This is a genomic window from Bacillus sp. JS (assembly GCF_000259365.1).
Taxonomy (GTDB): Bacteria; Bacillota; Bacilli; order Bacillales; family Bacillaceae; genus Bacillus; species Bacillus stercoris.
Genome location: NC_017743.1, coordinates 3,969,648 through 3,983,277 on the forward strand (window position 1 = coordinate 3,969,648; position 13,630 = coordinate 3,983,277).

The following is a 13,630-nucleotide window of genomic DNA, read 5'->3' on the forward strand; positions in this document are numbered from 1 at the left end:
ATCATATCGTTTTTCCTTTTTGATATTCAACCGGAAGAGATGGTTTTCTCCGGATTCTGTTTAGACGCCGCCCTTGTCTTCGGATACGTTTTCGTGGTTCCCGCTTTCTTTCTGTTTTCACGACGTTTTCTGCTTTTTTCTGTTTCATCAGCATAAAGCCGGCAGCTATAAACGGAATGCCGGTTATATTCAAGATGGCAAGCTTCACACCCGTCGCGATGAAAAAGAACCCCCATGAAGATGCAGGATTCCGTCTGATCATAACGTAAGCCGCCATTTCCAGAACGATCAGGATGGCATGAAGCACGATGCCATAAATAAGCAATACAAGGGCAAAAAACAACACATAATTCACGATTGCCCCTGAGTACACCATAGCGCGCATCATTTGTATAAACGATAAGGACTGCATGGAGCCGCTGATAACATTAGGGTTATAGATCGTATAGTCACTAAATAAATGTTTGACCTTGAGAAAAGCCCATAATATAAATATCCACTGAATGATATGTAAAACAAGTCCCGCTGCCACCAGTCTTTCAGCTTTTTTATTTCTCATCTTTTTCCTCCCTGCCGGTCTTTGATTCGATTCTTGTCATCGTTTTTGTCTGTCCATTTTGCTCCCATATCAACGTCCCGTTTTCTCCTCTTTTCAGTGTGCTTTTGAGCGGATAATAGGGGCCGAGATACTGAATCTCGATAGACCCGTCAGCGCTTTGGGAAATCACCTTGTATGCCATAAAAGGCAGCTGAACCTCTCCTCTTCCTTCCATCACTTCCGTTTCCACAACCTCGTCTTTGGTAAATGTGACCGTTGCTGATTTCACGCCGTCCGTTGGCCCGGGAGCAATTCCCTCATCCCACGTTCCGTAATAAAACGGCGTCTCTTCTTTTTGCTGCTGGCAGCCGGATACCATCATGCATACAGCAATAAATAACAAAATGCCATATTTGTTTTTCAAGGAGATCCCCATCCTTTCCTCCTTTTTTTAGGCGAATGCCGTGGCACTGTGCCAATGACTACATAAGTTATAAGGAATTCACCCACAAGGAGATTGATCATAATGAACCCTTATCAATATTACAGCCCACAGCTGCCTCAGCAGGAACCTTACTATAGCCACTATGAATACAGCCCTTATCCACAGCAGGATATATACGAGCCATACCAAATGGAAAGACAGCCTGCATTGGAAAGAAGAATCGCAGCACTTGAACGGCAAAATGAACAGCAGTCGAGAGAATTAACCCGTCTGACAAACGAAGACCGCCGTCAAAATCGGGAAATTGCACGGATTGCCGAACAGGTCAATCAGCTAAGCCAGGCTGTTGAACGCCATACACGCCGCTTAAATCGGCTCAATCAGCGCCTCCGCACAGTAGAAAACAGACTGAATATCCCATTTACTGCAGGAGAAGGCGGTTTCTGAGCAAACGAAGAAAAAAAGCGGAATACGATTCCCCCATTTCAGGGTTTCGTTTTCCGCCATTCTTATATGTTAAAACGGAACATTTACATAAAAAGGGTTTGTACCCAGTATACAATCTTTACCGTTTTCATTCAAAGACAGAGGGGCCGAGGAAAATAATTGTAGTTCCTCTTTTACAGAATTTCTTTTCATGCCAGTTGCATGATAATACCGACTCACGTCAATCGATCACATGGAGGAATGATTTATGCATCATACACAACACGGCTTGCAGCAGCTGAACCAATGCCGCCAGACTGCTCAGCAGCTCATTCAGCAAACACAGCAAAGCAGCCAGCAATACCGCCAAATGCTTCACCAGGAGCAGCAAAACATCCAAATGCTGCAGCAAATTCTAAACCACGAACAACAAGCAGCACATACGATTCAACAAGCGCTGCACGGACATGACATGGCGATTCAAAAATGCCAGCAGGTTGTCAACATGTGCAACCAAATGCAGCAGGAACTTACTGGACAATCCAGCGTGATGAATACGAATGTGTCTACACTTCCATTCGGCCAAAATACGCCATTTCAACAGCAATCCTACCAGCAGTAGGATAGAAAAAGCTCAACACAATGCGAGTGTTGAGCTTTTTTCTTACTGTTCTTTGCGAATATGTATATCCTGAATAGACTGTTTCGGCGCATGAAATCTGCTTTCGGCTTCACTTCTTGCCTCGGCAAAAGCCCGTGCCTCCACATGATCCTTGTAGACATCCAGCTGAATCAAATATAGCGGGCGCACTTTAAAGCCGTGAATAATGGTCGCAGCCCACAACGGGATCACAACAAAAACACCGGGCAGATCGGGCAAAACAAAACCAAACGCAAAAATGAAAAAATAAATGATTCCGTACATAATCCACTTTCTATTTCTAACCTTGATGCCAATAAATAAAAAGGCAAAAAAACTGGTAATGGCAAAAGGCATGAAAATAAACAGCATCCACCAGCTATGCAGCCATTCCCAAGCGGCACCTCTTTTTGTAATTCCCATATTTTCCTCCTCCTATTTACCTATAATAATCGATTAGGCATACCGCGTCACCTATAAATGAAAAAACGTTCTTCCTTGAAAATAGTGATAGACGGAGAATGGGTTTCTTGCTATATTATTAATTGATAATGATAATCATTACTAATCTATTTACATACATATTGGGAGGGTTTTTGATGAAAAAGAACACATTGCTCGTGGGCATGCTTGTGCTGCTTCTCATGTTTGTCAGCGCTTGCAGCGGCACGGCTTCTAAAGGGAGCTCAAGCGATTCTGCTTCCGAAAAAACAGAAATGAGAACATACAAATCACCTAAAGGGAACGTCAACATTCCTGCACATCCAAAACGCATCGTCACTGATTTTTATGCCGGTGAATTGCTTTCTGTCGGGGCCAATGTAGTCGGCTCAGGCTCGTGGTCATTTGATAATCCGTTTTTAAAATCAAAGCTGAAAAATGTGAAGGATGTCGGTGATCCAATCAGCGTTGAAAAAGTGATGGAGCTTCAGCCTGACCTCATTGTTGTCATGAATGATGAAAATGTCGATAAATTAAAGAAAATCGCTCCGACTGTTGTCATACCTTATAACACAGCGAAAAACGTCGAGGACACAGTCAGCATGTTCGGAGATATCGCAGGTGCGAAAGACAAAGCAACCTCATTTATGGCTGACTTTAACAAAAAAGCGGACGCGGCTAAAAAGAGAATTGCCGGCGTCATCGACAAGGATGCGACCTTCGGCATTTATGAAAACACAGACAAGGGCGAATTCTGGGTGTTCAATGACAATGGCGGACGCGGCGGCCAAGCTGTATACAATGCGCTCGGGTTAAAAGCGCCTGAAAAAATTGAACAAGATGTCATCAAAAAAGGAGAGATGAAACAGCTCTCTCAAGAGGTGATTCCTGAGTATGCCGCAGATTATATGTTCATTACGGACTACAACCCGAAAGGCGAAAGCAAAACACTCGACAAGCTGGAGAATTCCTCTATTTGGAAGAACCTTGACGCTGTTAAACATAATCGCGTGTTTATCAATGACTTTGACACGTTCTACCCGTACGATCCGATTTCTGTCAGCAAACAGGTGGATATCATCGCTGACATGCTGATCAAACGGGCCGAAGAAAATAAAAAGTAAAGAAAAAGGCACAGTCATGAGGGACTGTGCCTTTTTTATGATTCATTTTAATGCTGACTGTGCGGAGCCCGGCATATCTTCAAACCTGACTTCTTCCCAAGTCTCGACATACTTTCCTTTCGCCTTCACCTTCAAATACGCGTTCTTCCGAAGCTCTTTGCCGGCGAAAAAGGTCACTTCTTCTTTTTTCCCGGATGCATTGTATCCGTCTAATGTATATTCAGTACCGCCCGGGCTAAGATGTCTGCCATCTCGATCAATCTGCACATAGACATCTTGCTGGTGAATAAACGGATTAAATCGGTCTGTAACATCATTATGAAAAAAGAGAAGACCGCATATTACGGCAGCAGCCGCCAAGACGGCCAGGATCGCCAATGCTTTTTTCATCTTTGCACTCCCCTTACTTGTTCATTTTTTTCAAATAATTTGATCGCACCACGAGGAAGAACAAAAGCTGAAAAATGAAAAACCCTCCGATCGTGAGACTGAGCGGCCCCGCTACATCGGAATAGCCTTCGACGGCCAATGTTCTCAGGGCAAACAGCGTATGCATGACGGCAATGACAAATGGAAAGAAAAAGAGAATCGCCAATTGTATCGTCACGCTTTGTGACATTTCACGCTCACTCAGGCCGATTTTGGCCAGTGAACGGTAGCGCTCCCGATCTTCATCTAAATCGGTGAACAGCCTGAAATATAAGAAACTTGCTGCCGCAACAAAGAAGACGATCGCGATAAACAGCCCGATGAATAAACTCAAGCTCGGCAACTGCACCGTATCATAGTAAGTACCGGCTTTTGCCATAAAATCAGAATGCACGTCGATATAGTTGCCGTAAATCTCATTTTTCAAGGATTGGCTGATCCCAAGACTGTCTTTCCAATGATCATAGCTGTAGCCGTATAATGACGCTTTATCACCTAGTGATTTAAGCTGATCAAAGGTTTGATCGTTCACCGCGATGATGGCATTCAATGAAATCAGCGGTTTTTGGACTTCTTTTACCGACAGTTTTTGGTCAGACGGCTTGCCTTTTTGGTTCAGCAGCTTCAGCTGATCCGGCGCTTCATTTTTGAAATTGCGGTCATACGTTCCCGGGAAATAGACAGCCTCATCATTTTTCAGGCCGTTCAGCTTAACATGGAAGTATTTTGATACATCCGATTCGCTGATCATGTAAACAGGGGGAACAGTTTCTCCTTCCTGATAGCGAACATAGGAAACATCTATTTTGTCTTTCTTATACGTAAAGCCGTGTGTTTTCAGTTCATGGTCAATATCTTTCAAATGAGTCTGTTCTTTTGGATTGTTGCTGAAAGATATATACTCCATCTCATAAGCGGACTCTTCAGCCCCGACGGTCGATTTGTACATGGCGAGCACGCCTGTCGCCGTAAACGCAACCGCGGAAATAATGCTGACAATAAAGAACAGGCGGGCGTTGTCTTTTAAACGATAGACAAGATCAGAAACCCAAATGACATTTTTCCCGCGCAAATAAAAGGTTTTCCACTTCTTCAACGCGCGCAGAATCCAGATGCTGCTTTGGCTGAAAAAGAAATACGTACCGATGACGGTGAGCAGTAAAATGATAAACGGTTGAGTCCCGTGAACATTGCCTTTCAGAACCATTCCGTACCCGCCGCAAAGGCAGGCGATGCCGAATAAGGACAGAAGCACGGACGGCTTCGGCTCCGGCTTAATCTTGTCTGTGCCCTTTATTAATTTGATAACGGTATTTGATCTGACAAAAAGGATTGTGAACTGCGATAAAAGGAAAAATAAGAGCAGAAATCCGCCGGCCGTAATGCCGAGCGCTTTCCAAGGCATATACAGAGGCAGCGCGTCCATTTCTAAAATATAAGCGCCGACCGTAAAGAACGTCTTTGAAAAAATGAATCCTCCGATAATCCCGGCTGCAATCGACATGACGCCAATGATCATGTTTTCCGCTGTAATGAGCTTTCTCAGCTGCACCGGCGTAATACCCTGCATAAGCAAAATGCCGAATTCTTTATTTCTCGATTTCAAAAATGCATTAACCGAATACAGAACAAATAAGAAAGAAAAAACAAAGATCATCCATTCCGCAGCAGTTAAGCCTTTTTTGGCGATGTTATTCAGGTAGCCTTCCTTTAATGCCGGATGAAACAGGAACATCGCAAAGGTAAAGAAAATCAAAACGGAAAAGGCGCTGCTTAAAAAGAATGCAAGATAGGCTCTTTTGTTTCTCGTGACGTTTTTATAAGCGAACTGAAGAAAGGTCATTTGCGTTTCCCCCCAGCATAGACAGCACATCAAGAATTTGTTCATAAAAGACTTGGCGGTTTTCTCCGCGGTAAATCTCATTAAACAATTCGCCGTCTTTTATAAATATGACGCGGCGGCAGTAGCTTGCCGCAACCGGATCGTGGGTCACCATCAAAGCCGTGACATGATCATCCCGATTCAGGCTCTGCATCGTTTCCATGACGTCTTTTGACGCTTTGGAATCAAGGTTTCCCGTCGGTTCATCAGCCAGAATGAGTGATGGCTTATGAATGACCGCTCTTGCAATGGCGGCCCGCTGACGCTGGCCTCCGGATACTTCAAACGTCCGTTTGTTAAGCAGGTTTTCGATACCGAGCTTTGCCGCGATGGCGTGCAGTTTTTCTTCCATGACAGACGGCGCTTCTTTTTCAAGCGTTAACGGCAGCATGATATTTTCACCGATCGTCAGCGTGTCCAGAAGGTTGAAATCCTGAAACACAAATCCGAGCTGCTTGCGTCGGAAATGAGCGAGCTTTGTCCGCTTCAGGCGATGCGGGTTTTCTCCGTGAATCAGGATATCGCCTGAATCTGGACGGTCAATCGTTGAAATGATATTCAAAAGCGTTGTTTTTCCGGATCCGGACGGCCCCATCACCGCCGTGAACCCGCCTTCTTCTATTGAAAATGAAATTTGTTTTAAAGCTTGATAGGACACTTGTCCTTTATAGGTTTTATTTATATGTTTGACTTCAAGCATATTCGCCATGAGAATCCTCCTTATGATTTTATTCTTGTTGATCTGGGCTGCTTTCATGTAGTGCCGGGGCATTTAACATAAAAATCCCCTTGACGTAAATCCATGTTATCAAGGGGAAACAAAACGAGCTATGTTGTTTTCTTAACGCAGCCTTACATTTTTGTAAGAAATGAAAATCGAACCGATGTCCCTTCACCGGGAGACGAGCTGATGTCCACCGTATGATTGAGTTTGTCCGTAATTTCTTTGACGAGATGGAGGCCGATTCCCGTAGATTCTTGGTAACGCCGCCCGTTTTCGCCGGTATAATATGGGTCAAACACCCGCTTGATGTCTTGCGAGGGAATGCCGACACCGTAATCTTTAACTTCAAGCACCGTCCTGTCTTCATCGCGGAAGACATTCAGCTCCAGTCTGTCACTCTTGCCTGCCGAATACTTGACCGCATTTGTAACCACTTGGCCGATCGCAAATTTGAGCCATTTTGCATCAGTGTATATCTGATGGTCATCGCGAATGTCCATTTTCGGATAAACGCGGTATTGAATAAAAAATCGTTTATAGCTTTGAATGACTGATTGGAGAAGCTCTGATAAGGAAACCGCTTCGACTTTAAAATCCCGCTCAAACAGGTCGAGCCTTGATGAATAAAGAAGCGTCTCCAGCCCGAATTCAATCTGCCGAACCTCTTTTTTGATTTGTTCAAAAACGGGTTCATCCTCTTCCTGAATGATTAAATTAATGACCGACAGCGGCGTCTTCACTTGGTGCACCCATTGATTCATATACGTCACTCGCGCTTCCAGCTTAGCTTCGGTCTCATGGAGCTTCTGGTGCTGCAGCCGGATTAGCTCCATCTGCTTTTCATATAGCTCTGAACAAAACACTGAAGAACCGAGATACGGGATGTCCGTCCCTTCCTGCTCCGAGCTGAGCCAATGATACACACCGCGGTCTTTGTACCAGCGATAGGCAAGATAGCCCGCCAAAATAAGAAGCTGCACGCCCAATATGTAAAACAGGTGAGAAAAAGAATGAAGACCTGCAAACCAGTAATAAAAGAAGACAAACAGCCCTTGAAGGAGAAAAAGCAGAATCAGCACTGCATGAGACCGGAGAAACAGCTTCATGACTGCGCCCTCAGCTGGTAGCCTTCGCCCCGCACCGCTTCAATAGAAACAGGCGCATTCAGCTCCCGCAGTTTTTTTCTGAGCCGCGTGATATACACGTTAAGTGTATTATCATCGATGAATATGTCGGTGTCCCACGTCTTTTCCATGAGACGGTCCCGACTCGTCACCTTTTCTCCCCGCTCCAGCAGCACTTCCAAAAGCTTGCTTTCTTTTTTAGAAAGCTCGCTTTTTTCATCCTGAAAACGCAGTTCAAAACGTTCCACAAAGAGCTGGACGCCGGCATATTCAACCACTTTCTCCCCCTGCTTTGCGGCGTACTCTCCGTACGCCCTCCGGATCTGGCTTTTGATTTTCGCCAGCACAATATCGTAGGAAAACGGTTTTTCGATATAATCGTCTCCGCCGTTTTCAATCGCCATCACCTGATCCATTTCCCCGCTTCTGGCTGAAATGAAAATGATCGGGCTTGTGGAGTGCTGGCGGATCTGGCGACACCAATAATAGCCGTCATAGGACGGCAGGTTGATATCAAGCAGCACCACATCAGGCTTTTCCCGCAAAAAGACATCAAGAACAGCCGTAAAATCCGCGGCTACTACTGTTTGATATCCGTATTTTTCAAGGTAATTCTGCAATAGTCCGCGAATGTCTTCACTGTCTTCCACAATCATGATTTTATTCAAACTGAACCACTCCCGTTTCTTACACTGCTGCCATCATCATAATCGTTTTGGGCGTACGGACGCAACACCGCGCAAAAAAACCGCCATCCCGGCGGTTTCTGGTCTCTTCAGCCGACCTGCTGCTTAGCTGCTTTACCGGCTGATCCGAACTCTCTCATTTTGCTTCGCACTGTCTCTTCCACGGCTTCAATGCCGGGTGTCATATAGGCGCGCGGTTCGTACAGATCGCTGTTTTCCTGAAACATGCGGCGTGTTTCGTCTGTCCAGGCGACCATACATTCCGTATTGATATTGATCTTCGCGTGGCCGAGCGTGATGGCTTTTTTGATCTGATCCTGCGGAATCCCGGATGCCCCGTGAAGAACGAGGGGAATATGAGTCATGCGGGAGATAGCCTCCATTTCCTTAAATCCGAGATTCGGCTCACCCTGATATTTGCCGTGTACAGAGCCGAGGGCAGCGGCCAGCGCGTCGATATTGGTTTCTTTGACGATCCTCTCACATTCTTTGATATCGGCATAGCGGACCCCGCCGACCAGGCCGTCTTCCATTCCGCCGACCGTGCCGACTTCAGCTTCTACTGACACGCCGTGCTTTGCGGCATAATCGGTGACTTCTTTTGTCATCGCGATATTCTCGTCAATCGGCTGATGGGAGCCGTCGATCATCACTGAGCTGAATCCGGCGTCAATGGCCTGTCTGCAGCGTTCCGCACTGCTTCCGTGATCAAGATGAAGCACCACGGGAACGGTAATCGCCATGTCCTCCATTAACGCGCCGACCATGGCGGCAATCGTTTTAAATCCGCCTAAATAGTGGACCAGTCGATCGGAAGCCGCGGCGATGACTGGTGATTGCTCCTTTTGCGCCGCCTGCAAAATCGCCTTCGTCCACTGCAAACCGTTGATATTAAACTGGCCGATCGCATAATGCTCCCGCTTTGCATCTTCAAGAAGCTCTTTCATCGATACAAAAGCCATGTCCACCCCTCCTTTTTCCATTAGATATTGAAGTATTTTGATACGACGTCCACTGTTGTTTGTTTCGCTGTTTGAATGGCTTCCTCAGCATCCAGCTTATAGTATTCAGGGCGGAAGAGCTCAACCGATACAACATCTGAAAAGCCGATTTCTTTCAGTGCTGATAAGTGGGCATCTAAGTCAATCGCCCCTTGTCCCGGCCAGACGCGGTCTTCATCCGTTAAAAAGCCGATCGGGAAATCTTCGGTATCATCGATATGATAGATGAAGATTTTCTTTCCGTCCGCCTGCTTTAAGCTCTCAATATTTGAACCCATGGCATGGAAGTGAAAACTGTCAAGGACAAGCCCGACATTGTCACGGTTGACTGTGTTTATGATGTCATACGCCTGTTCAAACGTATTGACTGTACATTGCGGGTGGCCGACAAATTCAAGCGCGATTTTTACGCCGTACGGCTCCGCGATATCTGAAAGCTCAGTCAGCACCTCTACACTGCTCTTTTTGATCTCTTCTTTTACAATCTTCTGCTCTGTCACAAGCGGAACGGCTACCACATAGTTCACACCGAGTGTTTTGCACGTTTCCATCATGCCTTTAAACTCAGTGATGATCTCATTATGGCCCTTTTCATCACGATTGTTGAAGAAAACAAGTGCATTTAAGGCAAGCGGCTTGATGTGATGAGTTTGAAAATACTCCGCAAGCTCAGCCAGTGAATGGTCTTCTAAGTACTCCGGCAGCTTATCCATTGTGCGGATTTCAATATAATCATAGCCGTGCTTTTCGCATAGCTCTAAATCCTGTTTAAGGTTTGAGTTTTCCAATGTTGTGGCTTCATTAAAACAAAGTTTCATGTCAGACTCCCCCATCTGCGTGTTAGATATGAAGGGAGTTCGGCAGGAAGGCTGTTCGCCATATCCCGCCGAACTCCATGCTCAGCTTATGCCAGACCTAATTCTTCTTTCATTTTTTTAAGCATAAATCGGCTTGATTCATCCGCTCTTTCGTCGACCCAAGCAAATACGGCATTCGTCGCAATTCCGTCGAACTTCATCTCTCTCAGCTTTCTGAAAATCGTTTCAAAATCAACCTCGCCTTGGCCAATGTCCAAATGCTGGTGAACCGTTACTTTCGCGTCAGGCGGATTGACGATGTAGCGCAAGCCATGAGCCGCTTTATGATTATAGGTGTCTGCAAATAAAACATGTGTGAGGCGGTCCCCGGCTTCGTCAAACATGGTCTCAATGTCGCCTTTGCCGTCATCATAGAAGAACGTATGCGCAGTCGAGTAGACAAGATTGATCCAATCCTTGTCAAGCGCGCGGATCATATCCATCGCACCTTTGTGCGTTTCGATAAAATCGTATGGGTGGGCTTGAAGGTTGAGTTTCATGCCTTCTTTTTCAAAGACTGGGAGAAGCTCATCCATGGATTTGATAAATTTTTCTTCACTTGTTAAAGGATCATACTTTGATCCGCTGAATTCGCTGTTCATCAAATCTACTTCAAGTTCAACCGCAATTTCGATCGCCCGCTTCCAATTGCGCACCGCTGCCTGCCGGCGGTCTTCATCAGGACCCGCCCAGTGGTAAAGCGGAAGAAGCGATGAAAGCTTAACACCTGTATCCCTTAAAAGGCGCTTTAATTGTTTGATCTTTGCTGAATCGACTTTCGGATATTTATAAAACGGGCAAAAATCCTCACGCGGAGACAATTCGATATATTCATAGCCAAGCTCTGCCGTTTTATAGACCGTTTCCTCCAAAGTTAAATCATCACGATACATGGATGGATCTAATGCTAACTTCATATTTTCACTCCTCTGTTTTTTAGTTTTGAACGGTTGTATAAGATTGATAGAATTCCGGTTTTTCTTTCAATTCAACCTTTTCTTTTTGTCCGGATTCTTGGGCCTTCACACAAGCATCCGTTGTAACAGCGGCAATATAGCCGTCCCATGCCGTCGGTCCGCTGACCTCGCCTTTCTTTTGAACCGAATCAATAAAGTCTTGGATTTCCACATCGTACGCAGCCACAAAGCGTCTCTGCCAATCCATCAAAATATCAGTGCTGAATTTGCCTTCTTTTCTCAAGCTGATGCTGGATGGTTCAGGAAGCTTGATGATGCCGTCTTCTCCGACGATTTCGCATTGAATGTCATAGCCGTATTTACAGTTCACATAGATTTCAGCATTGATGACGATGCCGCCTTTTGTTTCAATCACCACGATTTGCGGATCTTTTAAATGCGGAAGCGCGTTTTTTGATTTTTTCGGATAGATGACTTGAACGGACTCGTAGTCATCATTGACGAGCCAGTGGAGTACGTCAATTTCATGAACAAGCGTGTCGACTACAGCCATATCCGTTGTATAGTTATCTCCTACAGTCGGGTTGCGGTGCGCGCAGTGGATCATAAGAGGCTCGCCGATGACATGATTATCGAGCGCTTCTTTCAGCTGTACGTAACCGCTGTCATAACGGCGCATGAAGCCGACTTGAACAAGGCGTTTGCCCACTTTGATTTCTTCTTCGACGATGCGCATGCATCCTTCAGCCGTTGTCGCGAGCGGTTTTTCACAGAATACATATTTCTGGGCTTTAATCGCTTTCAGCACGCTTGACTCATGCGCAGGCCCCCAGCTTGTCACTAAGACAGCGTCTACATTTTCGTCTGCAAGCAGGCTGTCATCATTCGGATACACCGTCGCGTTTAATTGGTATTGCTCAACGACCTTTTGTGCAGCTTCTTGATTAACATCCGTTACAGCTACGATTTCTGCGCCGGACAGCTTGTTCGTAATGCGATTAATATGTTCTTTTCCGATTGCTCCAGTTCCAATTACGCCAATACGTAAACTCATTGACAGCCACTCCTTCTGTTGGTTACATGATTTTGCTTTCTGTTCCTTGCTTTACTTGGCTTCGAGGAGATCCGTAGAGTTCCTCTTGAATTTGTTCAAGCGACTTGCCAGACGTATTCGGCGCAAAGAGCAGCCCGATGATCATGCTGGCCGTCACACATCCGAGTAGAATTGCAGCCATCGTTCCAATGCCAAAATTGGTGATAATCATTGGGACAAACAGACTCCAAATCCCTATTGAAATACGGACAAGGAAAAACATCAGTCCCTGTGCGGAAGCACGATATTGCGTAGGGAAGATTTCACTCGCCCATAACTGATAGTTCGCTTGCTGCCCGGCCCCGTTATTAATGCCGATCACAACAATAAACAGGAGCAGAATCGGCAGGCCTTCAACCGGCAGCAGAAACAGTGTCCAGCCGATCACCGCCATAAAAGCGGCGATTCCAAATACGGTTTTTCTATGTTTGTCGGCAAAGGGCATGAAGATCAAAGCGACCCCCAATCCTGTGAAAATAAACAGCCCCATTTGCAAAAGATTGGCCATGTTGGCAGAAACACCGCCGACCTGCTGATAAATGTATGGCATAAAGAAGCCCATGACCCCGGCGGCTAAGTTCCAAATCAAGTACACACCCATCAAAAACAGGATGCTTTTGAGATACATAGGCTTGAGCAAATCAAAATACGATGTCTTATTCAATACAGCCGCCTTCTCTGTTTGAGCATCCTCCGGCTGATTTTTTGACTGCCAGGCATCTGACTCCGGAAGCCTGATTCTCAGGATGTACGTAATCAGCGCAATCACAAGCAGATGGGCAAATACGATTTTATTCCCCAAGAGGCCCAAATCACCAACCAGTACAGAGAGAAGCAGCACAACAACTGCCCCCGCAGCCCAAGCGACTTGTGCCACGCCACAATGACGGGCCCGATTCTTCTTTGGCGCATTTTCCGCAATAATGGTCCATGATGCGGTAATATCAGCTCCTACCGATAAACCGATAATCATGTAACCGCTTAACAACATGGGGAAATTAACCCCAAATAAAACCAAACAAATCCCTAGTGCATAAACCAGCAGACTATTGGTGTAAACAGCCTTCCGTCCGACTTTATCAGCCAGAAACCCGCCGAGCAGCGCGCCGACAGCAGCAGAAATCGCGTTTGCGCTCAGGGCGCCGAGCAGCCCGATCTGCGCATCGGACAGCTCAAGGTAACTGACCCATAACGATAAACCGGCAGAGCCCGCCACAATTGAACCGGCATCAATATAGTTGGCTAACGCTGCCGCGATTGTCCGTTTATTGAAGGCTGAATCTCCATTGGTATTGCCCATATG

16 protein-coding genes are annotated in these 13,630 nt (G+C 45.8%); 3 read left to right on the forward strand and 13 right to left on the reverse strand.

What is annotated here, in order from left to right:
* Window position 1 precedes the first annotated feature (1 nt).
* Window positions 2–559 carry a hypothetical protein gene (locus MY9_RS20120; RefSeq protein ID WP_014666003.1) on the reverse strand — a complete coding sequence of 186 codons (558 nt, stop codon included), beginning with the start codon at window positions 557–559 and terminating at the stop codon, window positions 2–4.
* The gene (locus MY9_RS20125; RefSeq protein WP_014666004.1) at window positions 549–974 is read right to left on the reverse strand and encodes a DUF3255 family protein; all 426 of its coding nucleotides are present in this window, start codon (window positions 972–974) and stop codon (window positions 549–551) included. The genes MY9_RS20120 and MY9_RS20125 overlap by 11 nt, the downstream gene beginning before the upstream one ends.
* 90 nt (window positions 975–1,064) lie before the next feature.
* Between MY9_RS20125 and cotNE the strand changes: the two genes are divergently transcribed.
* The gene (gene cotNE / locus MY9_RS20130) at window positions 1,065–1,430 is read left to right on the forward strand and encodes an inner spore coat protein CotNE (protein WP_014666005.1); all 366 of its coding nucleotides are present in this window, start codon (window positions 1,065–1,067) and stop codon (window positions 1,428–1,430) included.
* Window positions 1,431–1,677: 247 nt separating this feature from the next.
* Complete coding sequence (locus MY9_RS20135) at window positions 1,678–2,031, forward strand: hypothetical protein (RefSeq protein WP_014666007.1); 354 nt, start codon at window positions 1,678–1,680, stop codon at window positions 2,029–2,031.
* A gap of 42 nt (window positions 2,032–2,073) precedes the next feature.
* On the opposite strand, the gene MY9_RS20140 is transcribed toward MY9_RS20135, so the two are convergent.
* Window positions 2,074–2,472: a hypothetical protein gene (locus tag MY9_RS20140; protein WP_014666008.1), complete on the reverse strand. Its 399-nt coding sequence runs from the start codon at window positions 2,470–2,472 to the stop codon at window positions 2,074–2,076.
* A 176-nt stretch (window positions 2,473–2,648) separates the two neighbouring features.
* Between MY9_RS20140 and MY9_RS20145 the strand changes: the two genes are divergently transcribed.
* Window positions 2,649–3,614 (forward strand): iron-hydroxamate ABC transporter substrate-binding protein, encoded by a 966-nt coding sequence (locus MY9_RS20145; protein ID WP_014666009.1) that lies wholly within the window; start codon window positions 2,649–2,651, stop codon window positions 3,612–3,614.
* Between the two features lie 42 nt (window positions 3,615–3,656).
* Here the strand turns inward: MY9_RS20145 and MY9_RS20150 are convergent, their stop codons facing one another.
* The 10 genes from MY9_RS20150 to iolF all read right to left on the reverse strand — a co-directional run bounded on the left by MY9_RS20150 (window position 3,657) and on the right by iolF (window position 13,627).
* Window positions 3,657–4,004, reverse strand: coding sequence for a YxeA family protein (locus MY9_RS20150; protein ID WP_014666010.1), 348 nt, complete (start codon window positions 4,002–4,004; stop codon window positions 3,657–3,659).
* 13 nt (window positions 4,005–4,017) lie between these two features.
* A complete protein-coding gene (gene yxdM, locus MY9_RS20155) occupies window positions 4,018–5,886 on the reverse strand; it encodes an ABC transporter permease YxdM (RefSeq protein WP_014666011.1) in 1,869 nt (622 codons plus the stop codon).
* Entirely contained in the window at window positions 5,861–6,634 is a 774-nt protein-coding gene (gene yxdL / locus MY9_RS20160; RefSeq protein ID WP_014666012.1) for an ABC transporter ATP-binding protein YxdL, read from the reverse strand. The genes yxdM and yxdL overlap by 26 nt, the downstream gene beginning before the upstream one ends.
* A gap of 143 nt (window positions 6,635–6,777) precedes the next feature.
* Window positions 6,778–7,755: a two-component system sensor histidine kinase YxdK gene (yxdK, locus tag MY9_RS20165; protein ID WP_014666013.1), complete on the reverse strand. Its 978-nt coding sequence runs from the start codon at window positions 7,753–7,755 to the stop codon at window positions 6,778–6,780.
* Window positions 7,752–8,441, reverse strand: coding sequence for a two-component system response regulator YxdJ (yxdJ, locus tag MY9_RS20170; protein ID WP_014666014.1), 690 nt, complete (start codon window positions 8,439–8,441; stop codon window positions 7,752–7,754). The genes yxdK and yxdJ overlap by 4 nt, the downstream gene beginning before the upstream one ends.
* A gap of 107 nt (window positions 8,442–8,548) precedes the next feature.
* The gene (gene iolJ / locus MY9_RS20175; RefSeq protein ID WP_014666015.1) at window positions 8,549–9,421 is read right to left on the reverse strand and encodes a 6-phospho-5-dehydro-2-deoxy-D-gluconate aldolase; all 873 of its coding nucleotides are present in this window, start codon (window positions 9,419–9,421) and stop codon (window positions 8,549–8,551) included.
* 20 nt (window positions 9,422–9,441) lie between these two features.
* Window positions 9,442–10,278 carry a 2-keto-myo-inositol isomerase gene (gene iolI, locus MY9_RS20180; RefSeq protein WP_014666016.1) on the reverse strand — a complete coding sequence of 279 codons (837 nt, stop codon included), beginning with the start codon at window positions 10,276–10,278 and terminating at the stop codon, window positions 9,442–9,444.
* Window positions 10,279–10,364: 86 nt separating this feature from the next.
* Window positions 10,365–11,234 (reverse strand): sugar phosphate isomerase/epimerase family protein, encoded by an 870-nt coding sequence (locus MY9_RS20185; RefSeq protein ID WP_014666017.1) that lies wholly within the window; start codon window positions 11,232–11,234, stop codon window positions 10,365–10,367.
* A 19-nt stretch (window positions 11,235–11,253) separates the two neighbouring features.
* On the reverse strand, window positions 11,254–12,288 hold the full coding sequence (gene iolG, locus MY9_RS20190; RefSeq protein WP_014666018.1) for a bifunctional inositol 2-dehydrogenase/D-chiro-inositol 1-dehydrogenase: 1,035 nt from the start codon (window positions 12,286–12,288) through the stop codon (window positions 11,254–11,256).
* Between the two features lie 22 nt (window positions 12,289–12,310).
* Entirely contained in the window at window positions 12,311–13,627 is a 1,317-nt protein-coding gene (gene iolF / locus MY9_RS20195; RefSeq protein ID WP_014666019.1) for a myo-inositol transporter IolF, read from the reverse strand.
* Window positions 13,628–13,630: the final 3 nt, after the last annotated feature.

What these genes read in the sequence shown, in the direction of transcription:
- MY9_RS20140 (WP_014666008.1), bottom strand. Translation starts at nt 2,472, where the DNA reads ATGGGAATTACAAAAAGAGGTGCCGCTTGGGAATGGCTGCATAGCTGG.
- iolJ (WP_014666015.1), bottom strand. Translation starts at nt 9,421, where the DNA reads ATGGCTTTTGTATCGATGAAAGAGCTTCTTGAAGATGCAAAGCGGGAG.
- yxdM (WP_014666011.1), bottom strand. Translation starts at nt 5,886, where the DNA reads ATGACCTTTCTTCAGTTCGCTTATAAAAACGTCACGAGAAACAAAAGA.
- MY9_RS20120 (WP_014666003.1), bottom strand. Translation starts at nt 559, where the DNA reads ATGAGAAATAAAAAAGCTGAAAGACTGGTGGCAGCGGGACTTGTTTTA.
- iolI (WP_014666016.1), bottom strand. Translation starts at nt 10,278, where the DNA reads ATGAAACTTTGTTTTAATGAAGCCACAACATTGGAAAACTCAAACCTT.
- yxdL (WP_014666012.1), bottom strand. Translation starts at nt 6,634, where the DNA reads ATGGCGAATATGCTTGAAGTCAAACATATAAATAAAACCTATAAAGGA.
- MY9_RS20185 (WP_014666017.1), bottom strand. Translation starts at nt 11,234, where the DNA reads ATGAAGTTAGCATTAGATCCATCCATGTATCGTGATGATTTAACTTTG.
- MY9_RS20125 (WP_014666004.1), bottom strand. Translation starts at nt 974, where the DNA reads ATGGGGATCTCCTTGAAAAACAAATATGGCATTTTGTTATTTATTGCT.
- iolG (WP_014666018.1), bottom strand. Translation starts at nt 12,288, where the DNA reads ATGAGTTTACGTATTGGCGTAATTGGAACTGGAGCAATCGGAAAAGAA.
- cotNE (WP_014666005.1), top strand. Translation starts at nt 1,065, where the DNA reads ATGAACCCTTATCAATATTACAGCCCACAGCTGCCTCAGCAGGAACCT.
- MY9_RS20150 (WP_014666010.1), bottom strand. Translation starts at nt 4,004, where the DNA reads ATGAAAAAAGCATTGGCGATCCTGGCCGTCTTGGCGGCTGCTGCCGTA.
- MY9_RS20135 (WP_014666007.1), top strand. Translation starts at nt 1,678, where the DNA reads ATGCATCATACACAACACGGCTTGCAGCAGCTGAACCAATGCCGCCAG.
- yxdK (WP_014666013.1), bottom strand. Translation starts at nt 7,755, where the DNA reads ATGAAGCTGTTTCTCCGGTCTCATGCAGTGCTGATTCTGCTTTTTCTC.
- iolF (WP_014666019.1), bottom strand. Translation starts at nt 13,627, where the DNA reads ATGGGCAATACCAATGGAGATTCAGCCTTCAATAAACGGACAATCGCG.
- MY9_RS20145 (WP_014666009.1), top strand. Translation starts at nt 2,649, where the DNA reads ATGAAAAAGAACACATTGCTCGTGGGCATGCTTGTGCTGCTTCTCATG.